This window comes from Entomomonas asaccharolytica (assembly GCF_016653615.1).
Classification (GTDB): domain Bacteria; phylum Pseudomonadota; class Gammaproteobacteria; order Pseudomonadales; family Pseudomonadaceae; genus Entomomonas; species Entomomonas asaccharolytica.
The window spans coordinates 2303191-2329427 of sequence record NZ_CP067393.1 but is presented as its reverse complement, the minus strand read 5'-3'; the positions used below and the strand labels follow the sequence as shown (position 1 = coordinate 2329427).

Sequence of the window (26237 nt, the reverse complement as noted above, 5' to 3'; positions counted from 1 at the left end):
AAAATGGCTTGGTTACAACTAAAACTAGCAATTACCCCAGAGCAAGCAGCAGAATATGAAGATATTTTATTAGACTGTGGGGCTGTTTCTGTAACCTTTATGGATGCAGAAGATCAACCTATTTTTGAGCCTGAATTAGGCACTACCCCTTTATGGAAGCATACACATTTATTGGCTTTGTTTGAGGGTGATACTGTAGCTGATCAGTTGCTTTTATCATTGGCTCAAGCATTAGGAACAATGCCACAATATGAGCTTGAAGTATTAGAAGATCAAGACTGGGAACGTAGTTGGATGGATAACTTCCAACCATTATGTTTTGGTAGCCGTTTGTGGATTGTACCTAGCTGGTGCGAAGCGCCTGATCCTAGTGCTACTAATTTATTATTAGACCCAGGGTTAGCTTTTGGTACGGGTACACATCCCACAACAGCCCTATGTCTTGAGTGGCTCGATCAGTATATGGAAAAGGGTTTAGAGGTTATCGATTTTGGTTGTGGTTCTGGAATTTTAGCCATTGCTGCTTTATTATTAGGCGCTAAACAGGTAGTGGGAACAGATATTGACAAGCAAGCATTAGAAGCTTCGCTTGATAATGCCAAACGTAATCAGATCCCAGCAGAAGATTTCACTGTTTATTTGCCTGAGCAAATGCCTGAAATAACAGCCGATGTGGTATTAGCGAATATCTTAGCGGGTCCATTAGTCAATTTAGCACCACAGTTAGCCAAACTAACACGACCTAATGGGTGGATATGTTTGTCAGGTATTTTAGCAGAACAGGCAAATGAAGTCCGTGCTGCCTATGAGCCTTACTTTAATTTGTGCCCTACTGCCACTAAAGAGGGTTGGGTGCGTATTACAGGGCAACGTAAGTAACTTATATTGACGATAGTAGGGGATAGGCATAGTATAATGCCTTGTTAATTATCAGTTTATAAATGATTTAGAAAAATGACAGTTAGCTATCAAGCAATACAAAGAATTTTATGTCAAGAGGGTGACGAATGGGAGCGTGAGGCAAGCCATGATGTTACTACTCAGACGAGTGATCCAGAACTAAAACCTCCTCCCATGTATAAAGTAGTTATATTAAACGATGATTATACCCCTATGGATTTTGTGGTAGAAATATTAGAGCGTTTTTTTGCTATGAATAATGAAAAAGCAACCCGTGTTATGTTGCAGGTTCACACAGAGGGTAAAGGCGTTTGTGGTGTTTATACAAAGGATGTGGCTGAAACAAAAGCGATGCAAGTGAATGAATATTCAAGGCAGAATGATCATCCCTTGCTCTGTGAAGTGGAATGTCAAGAATAATTGCTGATGTATGTGCTATTGGGCTTTGTGCAGTGGAATAAAGAGGCGTTACGATTTGCTATGTTAGATAACTAACAAACGCTGTTAGTTTATACTAAATAACACCATTAAATTATAGACCTTTTAAAGCAAGTCTTTGTAAATGTTCAATATATAATGCTGTTGGGTCAATGCTGGCATTGCATTTGCCTCTAATTTGGTTGACTGCTGCGGCATGATCCATAGGATAATCAGAGCGAATAACTTTTCCTAAGTGACTGCTAAAACGTCCTACTAAGCCATCATTTTGCTGTAGTTCTTTTACAAAGTATCTGCTGCTAAGAGAGAGCAGGGAAAATTTATTGCTGAGAGTGATAGGGATTGTATTAAGAATACCTGACCATGAATAATAATAGACATTATTGTTTTCTAGTTCTAAGCCTTCACCTCCCCATGTTGTAGGAATGCCTTGTGGATATTGGTTGTTAAAATGCTTAACGCCCTCTGTAGAAAGGCAGTTCAATGCACCAATAAAATCTTGTGGCAGATGGCGTTTCGTACTTAATAAGGTAACGGAATTAACAAAGTGACTGATTAATTTATTAGCTATGCTGCTAGATAGTTTATTTTTTAAGACTTTTAACATGACATCTGCAATTTCAGAACCATGATTAACACCATTAACCGAAGTAACAGAGGCCACTAATTCAGGATAACAGGCAGCCACATAACGGGCTGTTAGAGCACCATGACTATGACCTATTAAATTAACTTTATCTGCCTTAGTTAAGTCTAAAATTTGTTTAATCTGCAGTAGTAATTGTTCACCACGATTCTTTGTTGTATTAGCAGCTGAAACTACAGGGGTGAATACATTAGCACCTTGTTGGCGTAATAGTTCATCTATCTTATAAAAATAAGGGTAGCCTGCAATTTTCTCAAAACCAAATAAGCCATGAACCAGTAAAATAGGGTATTTGGTTGAGTTGATAATGGCTGAATTGTTAGATTTACTATCCATCTTTAAATATTAAATAGAAGTATTAACTGACTAGCATTATTCAGATGGTATAGGATTGCACATTGCTGGTAAATATAAACTACTAGCATTAGATGCACACTGCCAATCAGTATTATTAGTTTGATTAAACGTTTTGCTTAATACCAATTGTTTGTCATCTAAAGAAATACCTAAAGTTTTTACGGTTAGGGTAATAATACAAGTATTTTCGGTTGCTGCTGATGTGAAATCTATTGTTTGTGCCATATCTTTTTCTGTGACAGTGGTTATAATATCTTGATTAGTTGGACATTTATTCTGTTGGTTATAAAAGTCTGTCACTTGCTGTGTGTATTCTTGCCCCATTAAATAGACATCCATCATTAACCCTTTATTGGTGTAATAAGTAGTACCTAAAAAAAGTAAGAAGGGAATACCCAATAAAAACAATGTCATCGCAACAATAACTTTAACAACTACTATACGTTGTTTTTTGATATCGATAGTTTGGGTGTTTTCTTTTGGTTCCATGCGTGACGGCTGCCTATGTGGAGTGAAGATGTAATAAACTATTGGGGGGTTGATTGTAAAAAGTATATTTTATAATGTTAAGTGTTAAAAACATATAATGCTACTGAAATAATTAATAGTTATATATATTGGCTATAGCTATAGTAATAGGTTATTTAATAGTCTTTGCTTAATCTGGAGTTATAAATGACAAAAGTCATCTACTTTTCAATACTTGCTTTACTGAATATTGGTTTAGGGTTAACAATACCTGTGGCAATGGCAAATAATATGCAACAAGCAGATAGCCAGTCTGTCCGATTTGAACGCAAAGTGCTTGAAAGAAAAGCAAATGGATCAGTAGTAGTACAAGACTTTTATGAGAGCGGTAACAAAAAAACAGATCCTTTTACAATAAAAAATACAACACAACTGAATAAACCAAGTGGTTTGTATAATCTGATGGCGAATTCTATTGATGGCCATTTGCTATCATGGTATGAGAATGGACAAAAAGAATATGATATTACTTTTACTGATGGTAAGCCTGATGGACAATGGTTAGGTTGGTACAGTAATGGTAAGCCCCAAATTGAAGCTGAGTATTCACAAGGTAAATTAACTGCACTTAAATCGTGGTATATCAATGGCCAATTAAAGCAGCAGGCTGATTTAAAAGCAGGTAAAGGTACTATTACAACGTATTCCACAACAGGCAAGAAAATATTGGAGGAGTCATTTAAGGAGGGTGTTTTAGACGGTATTACTACTCAGTGGGATGAGCAGGGCAACCAATTAGCAGAGAAAAATTATAAAAATGGCTTATTAGATGGGCTTTCGCGCACTTGGTATAGCAATGGTCAACAAAAACTGATGCAAACCTTAGTTAATAACAAGGTTGATGGGGTAGTTAAGCGTTGGTATGAAAATGGCCAATTAAAATCACAAGCTATTTTTAAAAAGGGTATTGCTGAGGGTCAATGGTCATCTTGGTATGACAATGGAAATAGAAAAACCTTAGGATTAATGTCTAACAACCAAAGACAAGGGCAATGGAGTTATTGGTATGATAATGACCAAAAACAAGCAGAAGGTAAATTAGTGGCTGGTAAAGCCACGGGCATATGGCAGTTTTGGTATAAGACTGGCATAAAAAAAGCAGAGGGTAATATGATTAATGGTGTCAAACAGGGAAGTTGGACAGAATGGTCTATAACAGGTAAAGAAGTGCAATCAGGTAGTTATTTAAATGATCAACGACAAGGTCTTTGGATAGAAAAGAGTAGCGATGGGCAAGTTATTAGAAAAATAGACTTTGAACAGGCTAAAAAAGGCTAAAGTAATCTCTATAACTTAATAAATAATAAATGAAAAGTTAGTATTTAAATATTATGTAAAATTGTTGATCTTTATCGCTACTTATTGCCATATTTCTTATATAATGCTAGCACAATATAATTTAGTTATTTATGTATAACTTAGTATGAATGGATTAAACAACAACGGGATAACGTAGTTAATATGGGTAGTGATAACCGTTTCATCTATTATTCTACTATTCATTTGAATCGTCGTGAAGAGATTTTAGTTCAGTCCATTATATCACTATATAATTCTAAAGATGATTATAAATGGGCGCATAAGGACAGTAGTGACACGATTGTAGTCATAGTGGGTAGTGATGCAAAAGCCTTACTTAGTGCAGGACAAGATCCTTTTTCTGCCATTAAGGAGCAGCATATTGTCTGCATTTTGGGAGATATTTTTTATCCAAAAAATGCGCGGGCTGTTGTGCCTATAGCATTGCCCATTAAAGCATTACATTTGGTTGATAAGCTCTCTCATATTGAAAAGAACATTCTTAGTAAGCCTTTTTCGGTGGGATATATAGCCACTAAACAAGTAGTTGACGAGCAAGAGAGTAAGGATACAGCGCTCCCTGCAAAAGGTATTATTGATTTTACGCCAAACACTGATACTGCTGAAGTAGATGTAGCAGTAACTGAGGTTACAAATACAGCGATTGAACCATCAGTTACAGAGTCTACGGCTAATAAGCAAGCTACTGAAACTAGCACAATAGATGCTCTTAGTATTTTAAATAATTATAATGTTCTTAAAGTTAATAATACCAATGAAGCGATTGTTGAGAGTCAGCCAACGATAAAAGAAACGGTTGATTATATTCCTCCGAAAATGGTGCAACTGAGTCTGCAAACCACAGAGGACTCGCTAGATAAACCCATTTCTTATGTAAAATCTTCTCTTTTTAATGCAAAATTAGAGACAATAGACAATTTAACGCCTACTTTAACCGATGTAGTTTCTCCTGAGTTAGCCTCTCCAACAGTGGCAACACCAGTTATACCGTCGTTACAAGAAAAAAATACAATACTAGCTCCTACGTTAAATGAGGTGGTTTCTACTGAGTTAGAAACTCCTGCTGTTGCCTCACCAGTTATACCGACATTACAAGAAAAAAATACAGTACCAGCCCCTACGTTAACTGATGTGGCATCTTCTACATTAGAAACGCCTGCTGTCGTGGCACCAGTTATACCAACATTACAGGAAAAAAATACAGTACTAGCCCCTACGTTAACTGAGGTGGCATCTTCTGCATTAGAAATGCCTGCTGTCGCACCACCAGTTATACCGACGTTACAAGAAAAAATTACAGTGCAAGCCGCTACTGTAACAGCAGTAGAGCCAGCCACACCAGCAGTAGCGCAACCCATTGTAATAGAAGAGCCTGCTAAACCTGTAGTGGCAAATGTAGAGGAGACTAATGAGTTTTCTAAGCGCATTAAGTTAATACGTTGGCCTAAGTCAGAAGTTATTCAACGCCATCCAGGTAATGCAATCCTGGCTTCTATGGTCATCAATGTTCCTATGTCTGTAGAGGATATGGCAAAGCAGTCAGATTTACCGTTAGCAGTCTGTCAGCGTTTTATGAATGCGGTTATTGAATCAAAAGTAGCTGAATATGTTGATCTTGTCGAAGAAAAAGCTGATGAATCTGCTGTTAAAGAGGAGCCAGTGAAGGAAGAAGTTAAGCAAAGAAAGGGAATATTATATAGGATACGTGCAGCCCTTGGGTTACTAAGGAAATAATTTCTTTATGATTGAGTATAAATTTATTGTTACTGGGACAGTTGGTGCAGGCAAAACTACATTAATTTCAGCTATTAGTGAAATTCCTACAATTTCAACAGATGTGAAAAATAATGATAGTACTGTGGGCAAGGAATCAACAACGGTAGCATTTGATTATGGTCAGATTACAATCAGTGAAAATGAACGTTTACGTTTATACGGTACGCCTGGTCAAGAGCGCTTTTCATTTATGTGGAAAGTTTTGGGGCAGGGTGCTATGGGGGTTATTATTCTGGTAGATCATACCAGACCAGATCCTATTGCTGATTTAAAGATTTATTTAGATAACTTCGCTGAGTTAATTGATAAAACAGGTAGTGTTGTTTGCATTTGTAAATTTGATGAAAACAAGGCTCCTTCATTAGATGATTTTGATGATGTAATTGCTGAATACAAGATTATTTGTCCTATTATTGCGGCTGATGTGCGCCAAAAAGAAGAAGTATTAAAGATATTGGATATCCTATTAACCCAATTAGAAAATCGGGAATAAGAGATCAGTTATATGAGGAAGATAGACGGAAATATTTCGTCATTAGTACACAATGTTTCTGGGAGATTATTAAATCGATTAGTGACGAATATTTCAGGTATAAAGGCTGCATTAATATCAACAGTGGATGGTTTTGAAATTGCAGCAGAATGTACTGATGCTTCTGATATAGCCAAATTATCAGCCGTATCTAGTACGTTATCGGCTATTGGTAATATGGCGATGTTAGAAACTGATATGGGCACCCAATATCGCAGTGTTACTATTGAGAATGATAATGGCTTTTTAGTGATTATGGATATTCAATATAAAACCTATCCGATGATTTTTTGTGTTGTTGCTTCTCGTGAAGCAATGCTTAATCATGTACTTCATCAAGCTAAAATTATTATAGATGTTATTGCTAATAAATTACCTAAATTGGAATAAGATTTCTTTTATTTTATTAGGTTATAAAAAAATCCCCTACAGTTAGGGGATTTTTTATTGTTAATTAATTTCTTTTGAATGTAACAGCATTTGTGTAGGCTGCTTGATCTGCTTGTTTTAAAAGATATATTTCTAAACCAACAGGTATATCATTGGTAAAAACAATTTTAATTCTGTTTTCATAGCCATTGCTTAAGCTATTGATAATACGAGATTCAATGGGTGTAAGCCATGCTTCTGTATCAGGTAAAATATATTGTACTAGTGAGTTCTCAGCACCATTAATTAGACCTGCTCCAAAGATAATATTATCTTTAGCCTGCCAATGTAAAATATAGCTATTAGCTTGTCCAGTTGGTGTAATATCTACTGAAAAATCATTATCTTGACTGCGTACATTACGGATGTCTTTATCAATAGGTAATACTAGTGTTTCTAACTGATAGGGCGTAAAGCTAACCTTTGCTGAAGCTGTTTTTATGGCATCTAATTTAATAGGAGCAACGTCTGGTTTATGGAATACAGGTTTGTAAGTAGCAACATTTATTTCTTTTGTTTTAGGTGGAATATTAAACTCTAAATTAACGGTAGCAAGTATGTCTTTTGATTGTTCATCGGCAAGTGTGAGGTCTGTAACTTGGTAAGTACCTATGGAGTTAGCACTGCTGCCGATGTTATTTTTATACACTAACATAAGTTGTGTAGAACCATCAGGCGCATTGAAGTTAAATAGCTTACCTTCTGTAGATGTTACCGCTAGTTCTTGCTGTTGTGTTTTTTGCCAGTTTTCTTTATCAAATCCAAAAATTGGGAAAGGCTTTAAATATTGTTTGCTTTCTTCAATATGCATTTCTGTAATAAGTTGGCGTTTGTTATTACTTGACCATTCTTTTGGGCCCATCAGTAATATGGTACGCATTTTATACTCAGTTCTAGCTGTAACAGGCGCTTCTTTAACCAGTGCCATTTTCTTTATCCAGCCAGTAGCTTTATCTATAACTGCTTTACCATAAAGATGATTGAGTTGATCATCGCCTTGTAAGATAAGGCTTATTTCATCTTTTGTAATCTCGTCAACTGTTATATTTACCTTATCCATCTCCATAAAGTTATTAATTGTAACTTGTTGTGCTTTTTCTAATGGAATGGCGGTTGGTATAAAGGGGGCTGCCATTACAAATTGTAAGTAATGGTATTCACTCTTTAAATCAACAGAATTTTGAATTTGTTGTTCGGTATCAGTATCATTTTGAGAGATAGTAACTGGTTTATCTGCTTTAGTGTTTAACTGATATTGCATGCCATTTGCTAATATATTTTGTAATAAGGGGTGAGGATAAGCAGCAAGTCCTCTTACTTGTAATTCTGTATGGTTGCTGATTACATCAAGATTGATGGTATCTTGATCAACTTGTTTAACTTGATAATTAACCAGTATTTGTGTACCTACTCGGTTTTTATTGGACCAATCAGTTTTACCTTTAGTCACAATACTATAACTCTGCACCCAATATTCTTTTTGCTCACCTTGTTTGGGAGAGGGAAGAAGGGTTGCGATAGGAGTAGTTTTTTCAGTAGCCGTTTTAGAGGTTGTTTGTTTTGTTGATGATTTATCACCACAGCCTACTAATAGGGTGGCAGCTATAAAAGAAGCTATTGTTAAGCGAACTATATCCATATTAATTATTTCTCTCAAGCTGAATGAAAATGGGCTGTTCTATTATCCAACTTTTTGAAAAGAAAATCACCAAGTAATGAGTAAAGAAAGTTACTGGTTGGTCAACTTAATGTTGTCAAACAGTGGTTGTAGGGAATAACCAAGGTTTGCTTGTAAGGTGTCAATTTTTTGTTGAAGAGTTGCTAAATCAATGAGTTGTAATTTATTTTGAGGAACAAATAATACCACATTGCCAGATTCTACTAAGCACTCCCAGTAATGTTTTTTGAAACGGGCTTTTAAAATAGTTTCATCTTTTGGTGAACCACTGTTAAGCGCCCATTGGTTGATAATCAACCAGCCATCAGGGTTAAGCTTTTGTTGACAAAGCCCAAGAAAATCCCAAGCTGAATGCCCTGTAGATGGGCCATCGTCGGTATAAAGATCAAGAAAAATTAAATCTACAGGTGCTTGTTCTGGTAGTAACTTTAAAGCATCACCAATTTCAATCGTCAATCTATTATCTTCTGGGAGAGCGAGGTATTGTTTAGCAAGCTCAACTACGGTAGCTCGTAATTCAATGGCTGTTGCTTGCTGTAAAGGTAGATGTTTTAAACAAGCGGTGGTAAGACTGCCAGCACCTAAACCTAAAAATAATGCTGATTTGGGATGGGGATGGATTAAAGCACCCATTAACATAGCACGTGTATAGTCGTATTCTAGCCAGCTAGCGTCTGGCATAAATACACAACTTTGCTCAAATTGTAAACCAAACTCAAGAAAACGATAATCACCCATTTCAAAAATACGGATGACCCCGTGTTCATCTTGTTGATCTGCAATTAGCATAGATTTACTCTTAATAGAAAATAAACTAGCTATTTTGCTATAAAGAGTTAGTAAATACCAACTAAAAGTTTTTGGTTGATTATCTAATAGCTGTTTATCTGGTTTCATAGGGGCAGGCTGAAAGAGTTAGCTTTGGTTGTGAATATATATAGGTAACAATAGCTTTTGTATTGTTGCCAGATTGTAGCATGTTAACTGTTTATTACCTATTTAAGACTAATAATCCCAGCGATTGCTGGGATTTTAACTGAAAGATTATTTAGGGTATAAAGGTGGGATAATAGTATTGTTTGCGGTTGCTGTTTCCTCTTTAGGAGGAAGATTTTGCAATGCTTGCCACAGATTATCACCTTGCCATGTGTAGCTAGTTTCACTATAAAGGGCTTTATTTAGGTCTTCTACAGCTTCTGCTAAAGGTACGTCGCGTGCCACTAGTTCAGTTAAATTTTCAGGCTGTTGTTTAACCCAGTTATCTAAAGCAATACGAGTGGCTTGTGGGTCATGATCTTGGCAAGCTCTTTTTATATCATCTAGCAGTGTTTTAGGATTAATAACTGGTGGTTCTAGTTTAATGATAGCAGGTTGTTTACGCGCATAAAGCCATAATGCAAAACCGATGATGGTTGTTATAGCAAAAATGCCAGTGAATAGTTGCCATATCCATAGTGTAGGGGGTGCTATTTTTTTTACCACCGTGGCTGGTTGAGTATCATCATTAGCCATAGTACCTGAGCTATTAAAAGCAGGGTTAGTAGCTACTTGTATTTTGCGTTCAGCAATGGTGGCATATTCTAGTTTATCGGTTTCTGTATTCCACCAAGCAACTTTGATTTCTGGTAGCGTAACTTCGCCTGTTTGAATAGGGATAATTAAGTCTTTTTCTTCACGAGTACCCATTGGTAAATCTTGTTGCCAATCATCTGCTAGTTTTGGCTGTTCAGGATAGTTTCTTAAGCCTGCGACAGAAGGGGTAGGTAATGCACCCAGTTGATCACTTGTTAGCCCCTCAGCAGTGAGGCTTAATGTGCGTATTAAGGTATCACCTTGTAGCACATTGTTAGGCATTTTATCCCAGTGTTCAGTTAAAGTAATATTTTTAGCTGGCAGCCAAGGGGCATTTTTAGGGTAAGACGCTGGCTTTGGCTTTATATTGATAGTTAATTCATTGGAAGTAACGGTTTTATTTTGCGTACGACCCTCTTCTTTAACTAAAGCGGTTAAAGCAAAAGAAGGAATTTTTAGCGGGCCACTTTTTTGTGGGGAAATGGCATAGGTTCTTTCGATAATAGAATAGAGGATGCCATTAATTTTCTGTTCGTGCTGTGCATTATTTAGTTGTTTAATATTTACATCTAAAGCAGGTGGAATTAAGTTGTTTAGCCTATACACTTGACCATCAGCGGCATAAATACGCAAGGTTAGTATCAGTTGTTGTTGAACGTAAGCAGCGTCCTTATTGAGAGTTGTTTCGATTTTAAGAATATCATGACCATCGGAAACGACATTGGTAGGTTGGTCAATAAACTTAATAGTGATCGGATCAGTTTTATCTTGGCCAAGGCTAATCGGTGGAATAACAATGCCCTTGGCTTGGGTAATAGGTTTTAAAGTGATTGTCCAGCGTCGAAACGATGTGGTTTTACCATTTACATAAATAACTTCACGATTTTCTTGAATACCTAGGATATCAAATAAATTTTTAAGAGGCTCTAAATCAGGCGCATCTGATCCATCAGAGGTTATCGTTAAATTAACCGTTTCATTGAGTACAATTTCAGTTTTATCAATTGAGGCTTTTACATTAGCGGCTAATGTAAAAGGACTGACAAATAACAATAATAACCATATTGTAATTAGGCGCTTAATCATGATTAATAACCACCTTTATTATAGCGTTGTTCGTAATAGAATTTTCTGCGTAGTAGTTCAGAGGGATCATCTGGAATAGTACGTATCTGTTGTAATAAGGCTTCGTCTTGTTCTTGCTGATTAGCATTTTTATCAGCATTAGACATTGTTTGCCCTTGCGCATCCTGCTGATCATTATTTTGCTGCTGCTTATTTTGTTGCGCTTGTTGTTCTTGATCAGACTGTTGAGCGTCTTGTTGCTGTTGTTGATCTTTTTGCTCAGCATTTTGCTGATCACTATCTTGTTGATCTTGGCTTTGTTGTTGATTGTTCTGGCTGTTATTACCCTTTTTTGATTGATCATTATTTTGTTGATTGTTCTGACTCTGCTGTTGGTCATTTTGCTGTTGGCTATTGCCATCTTGTTGCTGACCATCTTGTTGTTGGTTCTCTTGATTTTGTTGCTGGTCATCACCACTTTGTTGTTCTTGCTGCTGTTTTTTTAGCAATTCTTCAACAATTTTTTTATTAACAATAGCTTGTTCAAAATTAGGTTTAGCTTTAATAGCTTTGTTCCATTCATCAATGGCTTCGTGATATTTTCCTTGGCGAGCTAAGGTATTGCCATAGTTATATAGGCCTTCTGGGGTTGTTTCTTGTGAGTATTTTTGCTCAGCAAGTTTGTAGTCTTTTGCTTGATAAGCTGAATAACCTTGCCATTGCTTATTTTCAAATCTTTTGGCAGCTTCGTTGGGTTTATTTTCTTTTAATAATTTTGCGCCCTGCTGATCTTTATTAAGCCATAGCTTATGCCATTCAAATGCTTGTGTAGGTTGTGGCTGTAGTACAAATAGTAGAGGAACACAAAATAACCATCCTTTGCGACTTGCCAAAGCAGCTAGTAATAACAGAGGTAATATAAACCAGTAACCTTGGTCTTGCCAAAGGTCTGTTGTTTTGTTCTCTGTACCCTCTGTATTGCGTTGTTGTCCTTTAAGGTTTGCTAGGTTTAAGGTGTTGATATCAGTATCGTTTAAAGTAATGGTACTGTAATAACCACCTTCGCTGTAGGCAAAACGTTGTAATGAGTTACTGTCTAGTTTAGATAACATAATGTTGCCTGAGGCGTTTCTTACAAAGTTACCTTTGTTATCCAAAATAGGGGCACCTTGTGCAGTACCTACCCCTAAAATATTAAGGGTAAATGGCTTATTAGCGAGTAATTGTTTAATCGCTGTCTGTTCTTGCTCAGACAAACTTGTGGTAATAAGTAAAATTTCTGCATGATTAAGTTGGTTATTCTGCTGAGTATTACTTAATAACTGAATTGCTTTACTAATACCTAAATCGGCCCTTTCGCCTAGTTGCGGCATAATATTAGGGGAAATAGAGTTAATCAGATTGGTCATAGTCGCTTGATCATCTGATAAAGGAACTACAATATGAGCAGTGCCTGCGTAAACAACAAGGGCAGTTTGTGCGTCTTTACGTGCTTTGATGATATCCAGTAGTTTTTGCTTAGTTGTTTGTAAACGATTGGGTGGAATATCACTGGATAACATGCGTTGTGTTAGGTCCATTACAATAATTAATGGCGCATCAATTTTTAAGGGTGGTTGTTCAATATGTTTCCAGCTAGGACCCATTAGCGCTATTAAAGCAAATAAACTGGCTACAGTAATAAGCAGCTTAGGTAAGATAGATTCTTGAACAGAAATACCACGGAGTAACCAAGGCTGGAATAAACTGGGTATTAGTTTTTGCCATGATCCTTTAATTTCATGGAAATTCCATAACTTCCATAACAGATAAATTAATACAGGCAATAAAATTATAAACAGTGGGCGTTGCCAATGTGGCCATAATGAAATCATACTGGCCTCCAATTTTTTAGGTTCGGAAATAGTCTATTAATCACTAATAGTAGGCTAAGTAACATGGCTAGGCTGAGTGGCCAATAATAATATTCTTGTATATAACGAGATTCATCTAATTGCTGATTAACAGGTTCTAATTTATTGAGCGTTCGAGAAATAGCTTGTAAATCAGCCTCTGAACGCGCTCGAAAATAGAGACCACCTGTTTGTTCTGCTATATTTTTTAATACCCCTTCGTCTAAGTCAGCGGAGGCATGATAACGTGTGAATCCATAGCGAATCATTTTGTCAGAACCAATACCTACCGTATAAATTTTTACTTTAGCTTGTACCGCTAGCTTGGTAGCTTGTTCGGGGTTCATACTACCTGCATTATTGGAGCCATCCGTGATAAGTACTAAGATACGCGCTTTTTCTTCTTGGTTATAAAGCCGTTTAACGCCTAGTGCGATAGCATCGCCAATGGCTGTTTGAGTGCCTGCAATGCCAATCACTGATTCATCTAACCAAGTACGTACAGTTTTACGATCAAAGGTAAGGGGTGATTGTAGGTAGGCATTAGTGCCAAATAGAATTAAACTAACGCGATCACCCACTCTTTTTTCAATAAATGGGCCAAACAGTTTCTTAATAAGGGTGAGTCGATCTACATCTTTGCCTTGCCAAGGCATATCGTCTTGTTCCATTGAACCTGATGTATCGACAGCTAATAAAAGATCACGGCCTGTGGGCTGGACAGGGAGTAAATCTCCTAGCCATTGTGGACGTGCTGCGGCAAACACAAGTAAACACCAAATAATGGCTAATGGAATAATTTTGTACCATGATTGGTTGGTTGAATAGGCCTTTTGCCCTGAGATATGCTCTAACTCTTCAATAAACGTAATATTGAGGGCAGTTGTATCTTGTTTAGCCGCAGGTAATAACCACCTTATTAATAAAGGCAGAAGCAAAATAACAAATATCCATGGCCAAGCAAACTCAAACATGATGAGTAATCCACTTTTCTACAGCTGAATAAAGATTATCAATGGTTTTGTCATCCATATAATAGTTGGGATGATATTCACCTTCCACAAGCATGGGGAACTGTTTGATTTGTGCTTCAGGACATTTATTGTCTAGAAAATTTAACCATGCTTGTCCAATCAGTACCTTTGCATTTTCAGTAGGGTAACGTACTATGCAAAGACGCTTAAGTAAGTCATTAATTTGTTGTAGCCACATACCTGTTGCTTGTTGGTACGGTTTGGGCAGCTTAGATAATTCATTCAGGGCTGCTTGGCGACGTATATCGAAGTCGATAACAGGTAGTTGAGGTTGTGCGGTGTGGAGGATTTTTCTAAAGCGATAAATCAGTACAGCAACAATCACTATAATCAGTAAAGCTAAAGCTATCCACCAAATAGGGGCTAAAGGCCACCAACTTACTGGAGATGGTGCAATAAGTGGTTCTAAAGGTAGTTTTTGTGGATCCATCGTTATGCCACCCTTAGCGTTGTATCATCAGTAATGGTTTGATTTGCTCTACCACATCTAGTTCTGTATTGATGGGCAGTAGCTTGGCCATTATTTTTTTGGCGAGTTCTTGCCAACGTTGTTGCCGTTGTATAGCTTGCTGTGCATAGGCTGCTCTGAGTTTATTATTATTTGTATCCAATACTAACTCTCGGTCATTTTGGGCAAAGCGTAATAGGCCTGCTCTTGGTAGTTCATGATCTAAGGGGTCATACACAGGAAGTAATACAATATCCAGATGAATGGCGAGGGATTGTAATATACGTAGGCAATCCTCAGTAAGGCTACGCTCGTCTACAATGATAAACAGTAAACTACCCGGTCTAAGTGCTTCTTTTGACTGTTTTAATGCGTGCAGTAATGTATTGTTTTGATTGTCGTTATTAGCGTTAGTAGTCAGTTGCAGCTGGGCATTCATTTTTTGTAAATAGCCAATAAACTGTAATAAGCTGTGTTTGCTAAGGCGTGGGCGCACAAGTCGTTGTTCAGATTCGTTAAACACAAGACCACCAATACGATCGTTGTTATCTAGCGCAGCCCAACCTAGTAAACTAGCTAGTTGTGCGGTAATAACAGATTTTAGGCTATGACCTGTACCTAGAAAAAGGTGTTTGGTTTGTTCTACGAGTAGAAAAACAGGGCGCTCTTTTTCTTCATGAAAGATTTTGGTGTGTGCTTGTTGGCTACGTGCGGTAACGCGCCAATCAATACTTCTAATATCATCACCTGGTAGATAAATACGGACTTGATCAAAGTCGATTCCACGACCCCGCAGCTTGGAGTGATGTGACCCTACCAAAGGGCTACGTCTATTATTGGCTGAAAATAGACTTAATCCTTTTAAATGGTAACGCATGTTTAGCAGTTCTTCTAAACTCGTGTGAACACCTTGCTCTACGTTAGGTGTATTAGTCAGTGAGTCGAGTATGGCCATAAATTATGCAACAGCAACATCTTCAAGAACACGTTGAATAACTTGATCAGGCGTAATGCCTTCCGCTTCTGCTTCAAATGAAAGAATGAGACGATGACGTAAAATATCAAAAAGTACCGCTTGAATATCTTCTGGGCTAACAAAGTCACGTTCATTTAACCATGCATGGGCACGCGCACAGCGGTCTAAAGCAATAGTTGCCCTTGGGCTAGCACCATAGCTAATCCAATCTGCTAATTGTGCATCATAGTTTTCAGGCTGGCGAGTAGCCATAATCAGTTGTACTAAATATTCTTCTACAGCGTCTGCCATATACAGTTGCATAATTTCATCACGGGCGCTAAAAATGGCCTGTTGGCTTACTTTATGTTCTGCTTTGGCTTCGCCATGCAATGCTTCATTACGAGTTAAATGTAAAATTTGTCGTTCAACACTGGATTCAGGATAACCAATTTTTACATGCATTAAGAAACGATCTAACTGTGCCTCTGGTAAAGGATAGGTTCCTTCTTGCTCAATAGGATTTTGCGTTGCCATCACTAAAAATAATGGAGATAAGGGATAGGTATTATTTCCTACCGAAACTTGTCTTTCTGCCATGGCTTCCAATAAAGCAGATTGTACCTTTGCTGGCGCACGGTTAATTTCATCAGCAAGTATAAGGTTATGAAAAATAGGGCCACGTTGAAATTCAAAATTAGCTGTTTCAGCACGATAGATTTCACTGCCAGTAATATCCGCAGGCAGTAAATCAGGTGTAAATTGAATACGCTGGAAACTAGCTTCCATACCTTCAGAAAGTTCTTTAATGGCTTTAGTTTTCGCTAAGCCAGGCGCACCTTCTACTAGAATATGACCATCGGCTAATAAGGCAATCAATAAACGGTCAATTAGTTTTTCTTGTCCGAGGATTTGGCTTGATAAAAACTGACGAAGTGCCAGTATTTCAGCACGATGTTGCATGAATGGCTTCCTTAATTAATGCTTGAACACAATGATTAATTGATAAGTTTATCAATAATAATGGATTAAGTGACAGTACTTCCTTTATTTGGTTGCAACAAATTATTAATGAGATGGTTACAAGGAGGTAACCATCTATTGCTAAATTAATGATTATTCTTTAATAATGCAGGTTTTTCTTCGGGTGCATTACAGAGTAGATAAAGGGTAGTGAGTAGCTCAGGAATACGTTCCAACATATCCGCTACTAAATCAGTATCTTTCATTACTTCAGCAAATTCAGGTTGTTCTTCAAATAGTTTAGAACCCACCATAATAGGCAGTAATAGTTCACTAACTTCTTCTTCATTATTCGCAAACCATACTTCTTCGCGCAGGAATACGCCTTCCATAAAGCCCATGCACCAACCATGAATTTCAGAGTCTTCTAAATCTTCACCAGGATCTAGCTCACAAGGTAAAACAAGATCTTCTTCCGAGGAAAGAATACGTAGAATTTGAGTTTTTAAGCTAACTAATGTTTGCTCAATTTCTTGGCGTTGTTCAGCCGATTCAAACTGCGGATTTTCACCAAATAATATATCTAACCACTCTTGTTGTGCAATTGCTTCTGGGCAAATGCATAGAGCAGTAATATATCCATGTGCTTGGATATAAGTCATCATTTCTTCATGAATATCCTGATCGAGAAAAGCTTGTAATGAATTATGAGGATTCATTGTAAATGACATATAGATTTACCTTGTTAATGAACTTATACACACATAGTAGAGCAAAATCATAATAATTTCATGTGTTTTATTCAAATAAGCGTTATTTATAGCCTATTTTGTGAGGTATTTGTATAATCCCGTTGTTATAGTGGAGCATTTATGTATAAACGGGCATTATCCATACTTAAAAATACCTTTGGTTACGACTCATTTCGAGGCGAGCAAGCGGCTATTATTAAACATATAGCTGAAGGTAAGGATGCGCTCGTATTAATGCCTACAGGCGGTGGCAAATCAATTTGTTTTCAAATACCAGCACTGCTACGTGAAGGGGTAGCTGTTGTGGTATCACCTTTAATTGCATTAATGCAAGATCAGGTAGACACACTGAATGAGTTGGGGGTGAAAGCTGCCGCATTAAACTCTTCTTTATCAGCCGAAGAGCAACGCACTATTGCTAGACAATTACTAGCAGGCGAAATTAAGTTTTTATATGTAGCTCCTGAACGGTTAGTGCAAGAAAGAATGATTAATTTCTTGCAGCAGTTGCCTTTAGCATTGTTTGCTATTGACGAGGCTCATTGTGTCTCCCAATGGGGGCATGATTTTAGACCTGAGTATTTACAGTTAGGTCAGTTAGCTGAGTTATTTCCTAATGTACCTAGAATAGCTCTAACAGCCACTGCTGATACACGAACTCAGCAAGAAATTGTAGAGCGTCTCCATTTAAAAAATGCCAAGATATTTATTGCTAGTTTTAATCGCCCTAATATTTTTTATCGTATTCAACCTAAAGAGCAACCGCGTAAGCAGTTACTTAATTTTTTAGCGGATAAGCGGGATGAAGCAGGGATTATCTATTGTATGTCCCGTAAGCGTGTGGAAGATACGGCAGAGTTTTTACAAAGCCAAGGCTATAATGCTTTACCTTATCATGCAGGACTTTCTTCGGAGTTAAGGAGTACTAACCAAAGTCGCTTTATCAAGGAAGAAGGCATCATTATGGTGGCAACCATTGCCTTTGGTATGGGTATTGATAAACCCAATGTGCGTTTTGTGGCTCATTTAGATTTGCCAAAAAGTTTAGAGGCTTATTACCAAGAAACGGGTCGAGCAGGGCGTGATGGACTGCCTGCTGAGGCTTGGATGGTTTATGGCTTACAGGATGTATTATTTAATCAGCAATTGCTCGCCCAGTCAGATGCCAGTGAACAACACAAGCGGGTTGAATTACATAAATTGCAAACCATGTTGGCATTATGTGAGGAAATTCGTTGTCGTCGGCAATCACTGTTAGCCTATTTTGATGAGCAATTACCTGAGCCATGTGGTTATTGTGATAATTGTCGCGATAATGTTGAAACATGGGATGCAACTGAGGCAGCAAGGAAAGCGTTGTCTACCGTATACCGTACAGGGCAACGTTATGGTGTCGGTCATTTAGTGGATGTGTTACTAGGGCATAACACGGAAAAGGTGACTGCATTAGGACATCAGCATTTAACGGTGTTTGCGATAGGCAAGCAATATTCAGAAAAAACTTGGCGTACATTATTTCGACAATTAATTGTTCGTGGCTTAGTGGAAATTGATTTAGATGGTTTCTCAGGATTACGTTTGACTGAACAGTGTCGAACCGTATTACGTCGTGAAGAAAAATTACAACTTAGAGTAGATCAAACACAAACTAAATCTGATAAACCTAGAACCGTTATTCACCACATTCAAGAGGGTGAAAAAGAGCTATGGGAAGCACTACGAACTTTACGTAGAAAGCTGGCAGAAGAGCATAATGTCCCCCCTTATGTTATCTTCCATGATGCTACCTTACTTGAGATGTTACGTCTGAAACCGCGTACTTTAGGTGATATGGCTATGATTAATGGTATTGGTACTCATAAACTTGAAAATTATGGGGCAGTGTTTTTAGAGGTAATTAATGGTCAAGCAGTTACTGATTCTAGAGCACAAGATATTCAATATGAAATAATTGCGTTAGCAAGGGCTGGTATGACGGTACAGCAAATTGCGCAACAGCTCAGTTGTTCTAGTAAAGCCGTTTATCGTACCCTTGCCGAAGCAATTAGCCAACAGCAACTTTCTTTAGAGCAGGCAATAGATTTACCGGAGGATTTGTTAGAAAAAATCCAAACAAGCTTTTTGGAGGAGGAGGGGAAATTAGCTTCTGTTCCTAAAGTGTACAAGCAGTTAGGTGGGCAGGTTGATGAGGGTGTATTGTACTGTGTGCATTCTGCTTTAGCAGATATATTTCAATAGGTAATAGTGTGGTGGAAAATATTGTTAATATGCGAGAGTTGGGTGGTATTGTTACCCAACAAGGTATGCAAATTAAGACCAATAAGTTATTTAGGGCAGGTAATCCTAGTGTTGCTAGTGAGCGAGATCGTGAGTACTTACAGCAATTAGCACTTGATGAGATTATAGATTTTCGTAGTGACAACGAAAAGCGTCATTCTGAACAAGTATTTGCTGAATACTTTAATTGGGTTGCACAGCCCATTTTTACAGGTGATTTAAGCGGCTTTTTTGCTGATGGGCTTACTAAGCAGAAAGCAATACAAATGATGAACGGTGTTTATCAACGGTTTCCCATAGCGTTTCAAAGTCAGTTTCGTTATTTATTAAAACAGGCGGAACTTGGCAAAACAATGCTTTATCACTGCACAGCAGGCAAGGATCGTACAGGGTTTGCATCATTACTTCTATTATCTGCGCTAGATGTTGATTTTGATACGATTTTAGAGGATTACTTAAATTCCAATAACGCCATCATGGGATTGAAAAAGCAAATTGCTGATTTTATCGATAGCGCAATTGATGATGAAGCATTAGACGCTATATTGGGTGTTTCACCAGAATATTTAGATCACTCATTACAAATGATTAATAAGGAGTTTGGCGGTATTAATAGCTATTTAACTGATACGCTCGGTATAGATATAAAAGCTATTCGTAATCATTATTTAGAGAGTTAGTGATTTTATGCATACAGCGCAGGTACTGCAACTTCTACTATATCCAGCACTAGCTTTATTGGTTTTAGTGGCAGTGACGATAGTGGTTGTTATCTTGAAAAAGGCTCAAGCATGGCCCTATCAAGCAGTACCTGTGATGTCACCTATTGAGAAAAAGTTTTACTGGCAGCTTAAACGTACATTCCCTCATTATCATATTCTTGCTCAAGTACATCTAAGTCAGGTTATTCGGCCTCCTCGAGGAAAAAATGAATTAAAGTGGCTAAATAAAATATGGTATATGAGTTTGGATTTTGTGATTTTAGATGATAGGCTAGAAATGGTAGCTGCTATAGAGTTGGATGATCGTAGCCATTTGCTTAAAAGACGCCGCGAAGCAGATCAGCGTAAAAGTAAAGCACTCAAAGCAGCAGGTGTACGGCTGATACGTATCCAAACCAGTCATTTACCCAATGATTTGCAGTTAGCTAATTTATTAGAAGGAGATGAATAAAATTTGTAGGTATAAACATAACGTAATAATTGAGCCATTATTCTCATCGTCAGTAATCAATTATAATCTGGGCTTTTAAAAATGTGCTTAAGCGTGCAATTATTGACTCTTTCAATAAGTAAGTTGATAAAATGTTTAGGTATATAGAGTTATAAAGGAAATAAAGTTTTGCAGTCTAATATGCAGCAATCATTGTCTTTTATTGATGTGTTAACACGTAATCTGTTTTTATTAACGATTATGTGTATTTGTATAGGATTAGGAATAGTTGTTCATTTATTAAATATTGAATCACTGGATACTTATTTTATACAAATTCAATCAGACCGTTTAGATTTTATTTTTTTTATTGGAATGGCTGCATGTTACATTTCTTTGTTATTTATTCTTATAGAAAAGTATTGGGTTAATTTTTTTACTCAGTTACTTAGTGCCGCCTTATTATTTATCTTATTAATTTTTGCGTTTAATCCTAGCTTAAGGGTGAAAATTTATTTATTTAATCATCATAGCGAATTTGCAACGCGTTCATGGGATAAAGTAAAGCAGCTACCTGTAGCCAAAATGGTTAGTTTTAGTTGGCTACAAATACCAAATGAGCATGACCAACTATCAGCTCATGGTGTTGTTTGTCCTACTACTTATAGTCGTTATTTTTTGAGTTTTGTATTTATTTCCTATGAAGTTATACCTGAAGCAATCTATGATAATCAAACACCTAAAATGGCTATTGAGTGTAATAATAAAACAAAGCAGTTTATGCAATTATGGCCTAGTAGGGAAAAGGCATTATTAGCAGAAGATTATCAATATTTTTTAAAACTAGACGATAATTTGATGGATGAAGCAATATTAAATCAGCCGTTAGCTGTCTCTATAGATCAATTACCTATGAGTTTACAACAAGGGATACAAAACTTTTATAGTGGAACAGAAATGCCATTAGAACAAATGACAATAAAATCATCTCTAATTAGAGAAGTGTTGGAAGTAAAACAAAAAGGAACATACAGTAAAAGAAAGGTAAAAAATAAAGGGTAAAAAAATGTCGTTACCCTTGAAAATACTCCTAATAATAATCTCTCATGCTAAAAACAGTCTCAGACTGTTTGTCTACAATCCATGTAAACCGACCTTGACATCCGTACCACGCCTTAACTCCTGTTTCCGTGCAGGCCTCGCTGTGCTATCCTAAGCAAATAATCCCTGTTTAGAAGTACTCTTTCAGAGTAACGACAATTCTGTACATCTCATCTCTGAGATATGGTGTAACCTTTACTTGTCTCCATATTATCAACCATTTACGTGTTGGTAAAGTGCTTTTTTATATAAGTTAAAGAAAACCAGCATTTATTTGTAACAAGATATTTCTTATTTGCTATCAATAAATGTAACTGACTGTTTTTAAACATTATATGATATTATGGGATGTCTTATATTATACTAAAAGGTGAATAAATGATAGAGATAAATCAATATTTTGATGGTGCGGTTAAATCAATGGGATTTAATACAGAAGCTTTTCCTGTTAGTGTAGGCGTAATGGAAAAAGGTGAATATGAGTTTGCTACGGGTAAAGCAGAAGTTATGCGAGTTATTTGTGGGTTGTTGACTATTAAGTTAGCAGGTCAACAAGAGTGGCAATCTTATGCAACGGGAACTTTTTTTCATGTGCCCGCTAACAGTAAGTTTCAGGTAAAAGCTAGAATGACCACAGCCTATCTTTGCGAGTATCATGAGTAATAAATGATAGAGTGATTGTAGTTGTATGAATGGAAATCAACAAGTAGCCATAGAAACAGCATTAAGGCGCTTAGTTAGATAATGTGTTTTTCTATGCAGCATTCATTAATAGGCTAGTAGTAGGTGGATAATAATTATTATCCACCTTTGTTGCGTAATTAGTTACTGTCTGTTTTACTAGCACGAATTAAACGTATATTGGCTAAATCGCCTCCCGTAGGATCTTGGAATACTCTTAATCCAAATTCGGGTAAAATAGCGAGTAAATGATCGAATATGTCAGACTGAATGCTCTCATAAGCGCTCCAACTAATATCATTGGTGAAACAGTAAAGTTCTAAAGGAATACCTTCAGCAGTTAAAGCCAGTTGACGCACCAGTAATGTCATATTTTTATGTATTTTTGGATGACTTCTTAAGTATTTTTCCACATAAGCTCTAAAAGTGCCAAGATTTGTAATACGGCGACAATTGACTTCATAGTCATCACCATGCTCTTTATTCCAGTTTTTTATTTCTTGATCTTTATCTGCTAAATAGTCTTTTAATAAATTAAATTTTCTTAAATGTGCTTCTTCTTCCTTAGTCAAGAAATGTATGCTGTTTTGATCAATAAATATACTTCTTTTGATACGACGTCCACCCGCTTCAGTCATTCCTTTCCAGTTTTTAAAAGATTCTGATAAAAACTTTTTAGTAGGAATAGTGGTAATGGTTTTATCCCAGTTTTGTACTGTAACTGTATGCAGAGCAATATCAATTACATCGCCATCTGCATTTACTTGTGGCATTTCAATCCAATCGCCGACACGGATCATGCCATTAGAGGATATTTGTACACTGGCCACTAATGAAAGTAGGGTATCTTGGAAAACTAACATTAATACTGCTGCCATTGCACCTAAACCTGATAATAAGATAACAGGTGACTTATCAATTAAAGCAGCAATGATTAATATAGTGGCTACGGCATAGATAAAGATCTTAACAATCTGCACATAGCCTTTAATAGGCTTATTAATGGCATCTGGACGTTTTTGCCAAAGCACATTGATGATATCTAATATATTACCGATAGCAAGCACCAAGGTTAAGATTATAAAGGCTGCACAGACATTATCAATTACTTGTATAAAAACTTCTGGAAGACCAGGAACTAAGTTAATTCCCAGTGCTAAAACCATTGCAGGAACTACATTTGATAAACGTGAAACGACATTATGTCTACTTAATACATCATCATGTTTTAGAACCGTAGCTCGCAATAGCTTGGTGATGCCGCGAACTAAAATTCGCTTTACAATAAAGTTGGCAATCCAAGCGAAAATAATAAGTACACTAAGGCAAATAATGGTAAAAAATAGAGGGTATTCTCGTAACCAATTGATCATGTCATTGTAATACTGCATGTCTTCCTTCTCTTTATATATTGGTAATTTAATAATTAAAGCTTTATAGCCTAACATATCACTATTCTGTGACAAACCAAAAAATATAATTAGATTATTAGTGTATTTAAAGCTTGTTAATTTAGAGGGCTGTTGTTGACTTTGTAGTGGTAATAAGGTAAAAAGTAATCATTATGTTTTTTTATGAGATTTCTTTCGCCTTTTCATTATTCTCCATGAAGTACCATTGGACTGGAGATATCTGAGTTCGCCTTTCTTTTAAGGTACCTTGCTACCTTACGTTATTGATCACTATTTTTTGCTTAAAAGATACCTCAGTAGTGGTCTTTCTCTATTGATTTTATATGCTTATTAGTTAGGTATATAAGGATAATAATAATGCGTTCTTGGATTTATTTATTAGCGGCCATAGGCTGCGAGATTATTGGCTTAGTAGCTATGAAGCTAGCCAGTACAAACTACCCCATGTTAGGTCATTTTGTAATGTACATAATGATTGGCGGTTCATTTTATTTACTATCGTTAGCGGTAAGAAAAATTCCTTTAGGTGTGGCGTATGCTCTCTGGGAGGGGATAGGTATTGTGTTAATTACAACCATCAGTGTGGCTTTATTTAATGAGTATTTAAATGCTTATAAAATTTTAGGGTTAGGCTTATTGGTGTCAGGCATTCTACTTATCAAACTGGGTGTGCATACCCCAAAAGAAATAAAGCCATATAGTAGCACGGAGGCGATATGAGTGATTTAGCATGGTGGCATGTCGCTTTTTTAATGTTAGCGATTGTGTTAGAAGTAATTGCTAATGTGTTAATTAAATACTCTGATGGCTTTGCTAAAAAAATATGGGGCATCGCTGGCATTCTCTGTATTTTGGCTGCCTTTTCTTCTCTAGCACAGGCTGTTAAAGGTATTGATTTATCTGTGGCTTATGCAATTTGGGGAAGTTTTGGTATTTTAGCCACTGTGACATTAGGTTGGATACTTTTTAAACAACGGCTTAAATTACATGGGTGGCTGGGTATACTACTATTAATTGCTGGTATGTCATTACTAAAACTAGCTTAATTAAATAGTTTTATATTGACTTAATAAGGTTGATTGTTGTGACACAATGTCCTATGCTGAGTTTAACCTCTTTATAGGATATAAATAGTTCTTGTAGGGAGTATTTAGTTGCCATGTATTGAGCAACAACAACTAATACAGGAGTCAAACAATGCCAAAAATGAAAGCTGCTGTTTTTGTAGAAAAAAATCGTATCGTTTTAGAAGACAAACCCATTCCTGAGGTAGGCCCTTTAGATGCATTGGTACGAATAACAACAACAACGATTTGTGGTACTGATGTTCATATTCTGAAAGGTGAATACCCTGTTGCAAAAGGTCTGACAGTTGGTCATGAGCCTGTAGGTATTATTGAAAAGTTAGGCAGTCAAGTGACAGGGTTTAAAGAAGGGCAACGTGTTATCGCGGGTGCTATTACCCCAAGTGGTCACAGTAATGCTTGTATGTGTGGTTGTAGTTCGCAGGATGGCCCTGATACTAAACATGGCTTTAAACACATAGGTGGCTGGAAGTTTGGTAATACCATCGATGGCTCACAAGCAGAATATATTTTAGTAAATGATGCGCAAGCCAACCTTTGTGTTATCCCAGATGGTTTATCAGATACAGAAGTATTAATGTGCCCTGATATTATGTCCACAGGGTTTTCAGGCGCTGAGCGTGGTGCTGTTAAAATTGGTGATATCGTTGTAGTGTTTGCATTAGGTCCTATTGGATTATGTGCTGTGGCGGGTGCTAAATTATTAGGAGCCACTACTATTATTGGTGTTGATACTGTAGCGGCACGTATGGACGTAGCGAAAAAGTTGGGTGCAAGTCATGTCATTGACTTTAAGCAAGGTGATCCTGTGCAGCAAATCATGGCTTTAACCGATGGTCGTGGTGCGGATGTGGCTATTGAGGCATTGGGTACCCAAGGTACTTTTGAATCCTGTCTTAGATCACTGCGTCCAGGCGGTAGATTATCGAGTTTAGGTGTTTATTCCAATGACCTTAAAATACCTTTAGATGCGTATGCAGCAGGGCTAGGTGATATTGATATTGTGAGTGGTCTCTGTCCAGGCGGTAAAGAGCGTATGCGTCGTTTGATGGAGGTAGTTGCATCAGGTCGTGTAGATCTTAAACCATTAGTCACTCATCACTATAAATTAGATCAAATTGAAGAAGCGTATGATCTATTTGCCAACCAACGTGACGGTGTTATGAAGATTGCCATTACGCCATGATCTAACATCATTGTTTAACAAAAAACCTTTAGCAGTTTTGCTAAAGGTTTTTTTATGG

At 37.0% G+C, this 26237-nt stretch carries 26 protein-coding genes; 14 read left to right on the top strand and 12 right to left on the bottom strand.

Going from position 1 to position 26237, the window contains the following annotated elements; translation table 11 throughout:
* Positions 1-3 precede the first annotated feature (3 nt).
* A complete protein-coding gene (gene prmA / locus JHT90_RS10780; protein WP_201090808.1) occupies positions 4-879 on the top strand; it encodes a 50S ribosomal protein L11 methyltransferase in 876 nt (291 codons plus the stop codon).
* Between the two features lie 75 nt (positions 880-954).
* The gene (gene clpS, locus JHT90_RS10775) at positions 955-1320 is read left to right on the top strand and encodes an ATP-dependent Clp protease adapter ClpS (protein WP_201090806.1); all 366 of its coding nucleotides are present in this window, start codon (positions 955-957) and stop codon (positions 1318-1320) included.
* Positions 1321-1432: 112 nt separating this feature from the next.
* On the opposite strand, the gene JHT90_RS10770 is transcribed toward clpS, so the two are convergent.
* Both JHT90_RS10770 and JHT90_RS10765 read right to left on the bottom strand, forming a co-directional pair.
* On the bottom strand, positions 1433-2320 hold the full coding sequence (locus JHT90_RS10770) for an esterase/lipase family protein (RefSeq protein ID WP_201090805.1): 888 nt from the start codon (positions 2318-2320) through the stop codon (positions 1433-1435).
* A gap of 36 nt (positions 2321-2356) precedes the next feature.
* Entirely contained in the window at positions 2357-2830 is a 474-nt protein-coding gene (locus tag JHT90_RS10765) for a pilin (protein ID WP_201090804.1), read from the bottom strand.
* Between the two features lie 186 nt (positions 2831-3016).
* Between JHT90_RS10765 and JHT90_RS10760 the strand changes: the two genes are divergently transcribed.
* From JHT90_RS10760 to JHT90_RS10745, 4 genes are all read left to right on the top strand, one after another.
* Positions 3017-4147 carry a toxin-antitoxin system YwqK family antitoxin gene (locus JHT90_RS10760; protein ID WP_201090803.1) on the top strand — a complete coding sequence of 377 codons (1131 nt, stop codon included), beginning with the start codon at positions 3017-3019 and terminating at the stop codon, positions 4145-4147.
* 183 nt (positions 4148-4330) lie between these two features.
* Positions 4331-5923 carry a hypothetical protein gene (locus JHT90_RS10755; protein ID WP_201090801.1) on the top strand — a complete coding sequence of 531 codons (1593 nt, stop codon included), beginning with the start codon at positions 4331-4333 and terminating at the stop codon, positions 5921-5923.
* A gap of 7 nt (positions 5924-5930) precedes the next feature.
* Complete coding sequence (locus tag JHT90_RS10750; RefSeq protein WP_201090799.1) at positions 5931-6458, top strand: GTP-binding protein; 528 nt, start codon at positions 5931-5933, stop codon at positions 6456-6458.
* A gap of 12 nt (positions 6459-6470) precedes the next feature.
* On the top strand, positions 6471-6887 hold the full coding sequence (locus JHT90_RS10745; protein ID WP_201090797.1) for a roadblock/LC7 domain-containing protein: 417 nt from the start codon (positions 6471-6473) through the stop codon (positions 6885-6887).
* A gap of 64 nt (positions 6888-6951) precedes the next feature.
* Here the strand turns inward: JHT90_RS10745 and JHT90_RS10740 are convergent, their stop codons facing one another.
* The 9 genes from JHT90_RS10740 to JHT90_RS10700 all read right to left on the bottom strand — a co-directional run bounded on the left by JHT90_RS10740 (position 6952) and on the right by JHT90_RS10700 (position 17264).
* The gene (locus JHT90_RS10740; RefSeq protein ID WP_201090789.1) at positions 6952-8565 is read right to left on the bottom strand and encodes a hypothetical protein; all 1614 of its coding nucleotides are present in this window, start codon (positions 8563-8565) and stop codon (positions 6952-6954) included.
* 90 nt (positions 8566-8655) lie between these two features.
* Positions 8656-9393, bottom strand: coding sequence for a spermidine synthase (locus tag JHT90_RS10735; RefSeq protein ID WP_201095843.1), 738 nt, complete (start codon positions 9391-9393; stop codon positions 8656-8658).
* A 255-nt stretch (positions 9394-9648) separates the two neighbouring features.
* On the bottom strand, positions 9649-11262 hold the full coding sequence (locus tag JHT90_RS10730) for a BatD family protein (protein WP_201090787.1): 1614 nt from the start codon (positions 11260-11262) through the stop codon (positions 9649-9651).
* Between the two features lie 2 nt (positions 11263-11264).
* Positions 11265-13115 (bottom strand): vWA domain-containing protein, encoded by a 1851-nt coding sequence (locus JHT90_RS10725; protein ID WP_201090785.1) that lies wholly within the window; start codon positions 13113-13115, stop codon positions 11265-11267.
* Complete coding sequence (locus JHT90_RS10720) at positions 13112-14107, bottom strand: VWA domain-containing protein (protein WP_201090783.1); 996 nt, start codon at positions 14105-14107, stop codon at positions 13112-13114. The genes JHT90_RS10725 and JHT90_RS10720 overlap by 4 nt, the downstream gene beginning before the upstream one ends.
* Complete coding sequence (locus JHT90_RS10715; RefSeq protein WP_201090781.1) at positions 14100-14597, bottom strand: DUF4381 domain-containing protein; 498 nt, start codon at positions 14595-14597, stop codon at positions 14100-14102. The genes JHT90_RS10720 and JHT90_RS10715 overlap by 8 nt, the downstream gene beginning before the upstream one ends.
* Before the next feature lie 13 nt (positions 14598-14610).
* Entirely contained in the window at positions 14611-15570 is a 960-nt protein-coding gene (locus tag JHT90_RS10710) for a DUF58 domain-containing protein (RefSeq protein WP_201090779.1), read from the bottom strand.
* A gap of 3 nt (positions 15571-15573) precedes the next feature.
* Positions 15574-16533, bottom strand: a complete 960-nt coding sequence (locus JHT90_RS10705) for an AAA family ATPase (protein WP_201090778.1) — start codon at positions 16531-16533, stop codon at positions 15574-15576.
* Between the two features lie 146 nt (positions 16534-16679).
* Positions 16680-17264 (bottom strand): UPF0149 family protein, encoded by a 585-nt coding sequence (locus tag JHT90_RS10700; RefSeq protein WP_201090777.1) that lies wholly within the window; start codon positions 17262-17264, stop codon positions 16680-16682.
* Positions 17265-17405: 141 nt separating this feature from the next.
* Between JHT90_RS10700 and recQ the strand changes: the two genes are divergently transcribed.
* From recQ to ppnP, 5 genes are all read left to right on the top strand, one after another.
* Positions 17406-19523 (top strand): DNA helicase RecQ, encoded by a 2118-nt coding sequence (gene recQ / locus JHT90_RS10695; protein ID WP_201090776.1) that lies wholly within the window; start codon positions 17406-17408, stop codon positions 19521-19523.
* An 8-nt stretch (positions 19524-19531) separates the two neighbouring features.
* A complete protein-coding gene (locus JHT90_RS10690; protein ID WP_201090775.1) occupies positions 19532-20242 on the top strand; it encodes a tyrosine-protein phosphatase in 711 nt (236 codons plus the stop codon).
* A 7-nt stretch (positions 20243-20249) separates the two neighbouring features.
* The gene (locus tag JHT90_RS10685) at positions 20250-20735 is read left to right on the top strand and encodes a DUF2726 domain-containing protein (RefSeq protein WP_201090774.1); all 486 of its coding nucleotides are present in this window, start codon (positions 20250-20252) and stop codon (positions 20733-20735) included.
* Positions 20736-20903: 168 nt separating this feature from the next.
* The gene (locus JHT90_RS10680; RefSeq protein ID WP_201090773.1) at positions 20904-21776 is read left to right on the top strand and encodes a hypothetical protein; all 873 of its coding nucleotides are present in this window, start codon (positions 20904-20906) and stop codon (positions 21774-21776) included.
* Between the two features lie 417 nt (positions 21777-22193).
* Positions 22194-22478, top strand: a complete 285-nt coding sequence (gene ppnP / locus JHT90_RS10675) for a pyrimidine/purine nucleoside phosphorylase (protein WP_201090771.1) — start codon at positions 22194-22196, stop codon at positions 22476-22478.
* A 158-nt stretch (positions 22479-22636) separates the two neighbouring features.
* On the opposite strand, the gene JHT90_RS10670 is transcribed toward ppnP, so the two are convergent.
* Entirely contained in the window at positions 22637-23887 is a 1251-nt protein-coding gene (locus JHT90_RS10670) for a mechanosensitive ion channel family protein (RefSeq protein ID WP_201090769.1), read from the bottom strand.
* A gap of 378 nt (positions 23888-24265) precedes the next feature.
* Between JHT90_RS10670 and JHT90_RS10665 the strand changes: the two genes are divergently transcribed.
* The 3 genes from JHT90_RS10665 (at position 24266) to JHT90_RS10655 (ending at position 26179) form a co-directional block, all read left to right on the top strand.
* Positions 24266-24628, top strand: coding sequence for an SMR family transporter (locus JHT90_RS10665; RefSeq protein WP_201090767.1), 363 nt, complete (start codon positions 24266-24268; stop codon positions 24626-24628).
* The gene (mdtI, locus tag JHT90_RS10660; RefSeq protein WP_201090765.1) at positions 24625-24954 is read left to right on the top strand and encodes a multidrug/spermidine efflux SMR transporter subunit MdtI; all 330 of its coding nucleotides are present in this window, start codon (positions 24625-24627) and stop codon (positions 24952-24954) included. The genes JHT90_RS10665 and mdtI overlap by 4 nt, the downstream gene beginning before the upstream one ends.
* Before the next feature lie 151 nt (positions 24955-25105).
* On the top strand, positions 25106-26179 hold the full coding sequence (locus JHT90_RS10655; RefSeq protein WP_201090763.1) for an NAD(P)-dependent alcohol dehydrogenase: 1074 nt from the start codon (positions 25106-25108) through the stop codon (positions 26177-26179).
* The last annotated feature ends 58 nt before the right edge of the window (positions 26180-26237 follow it).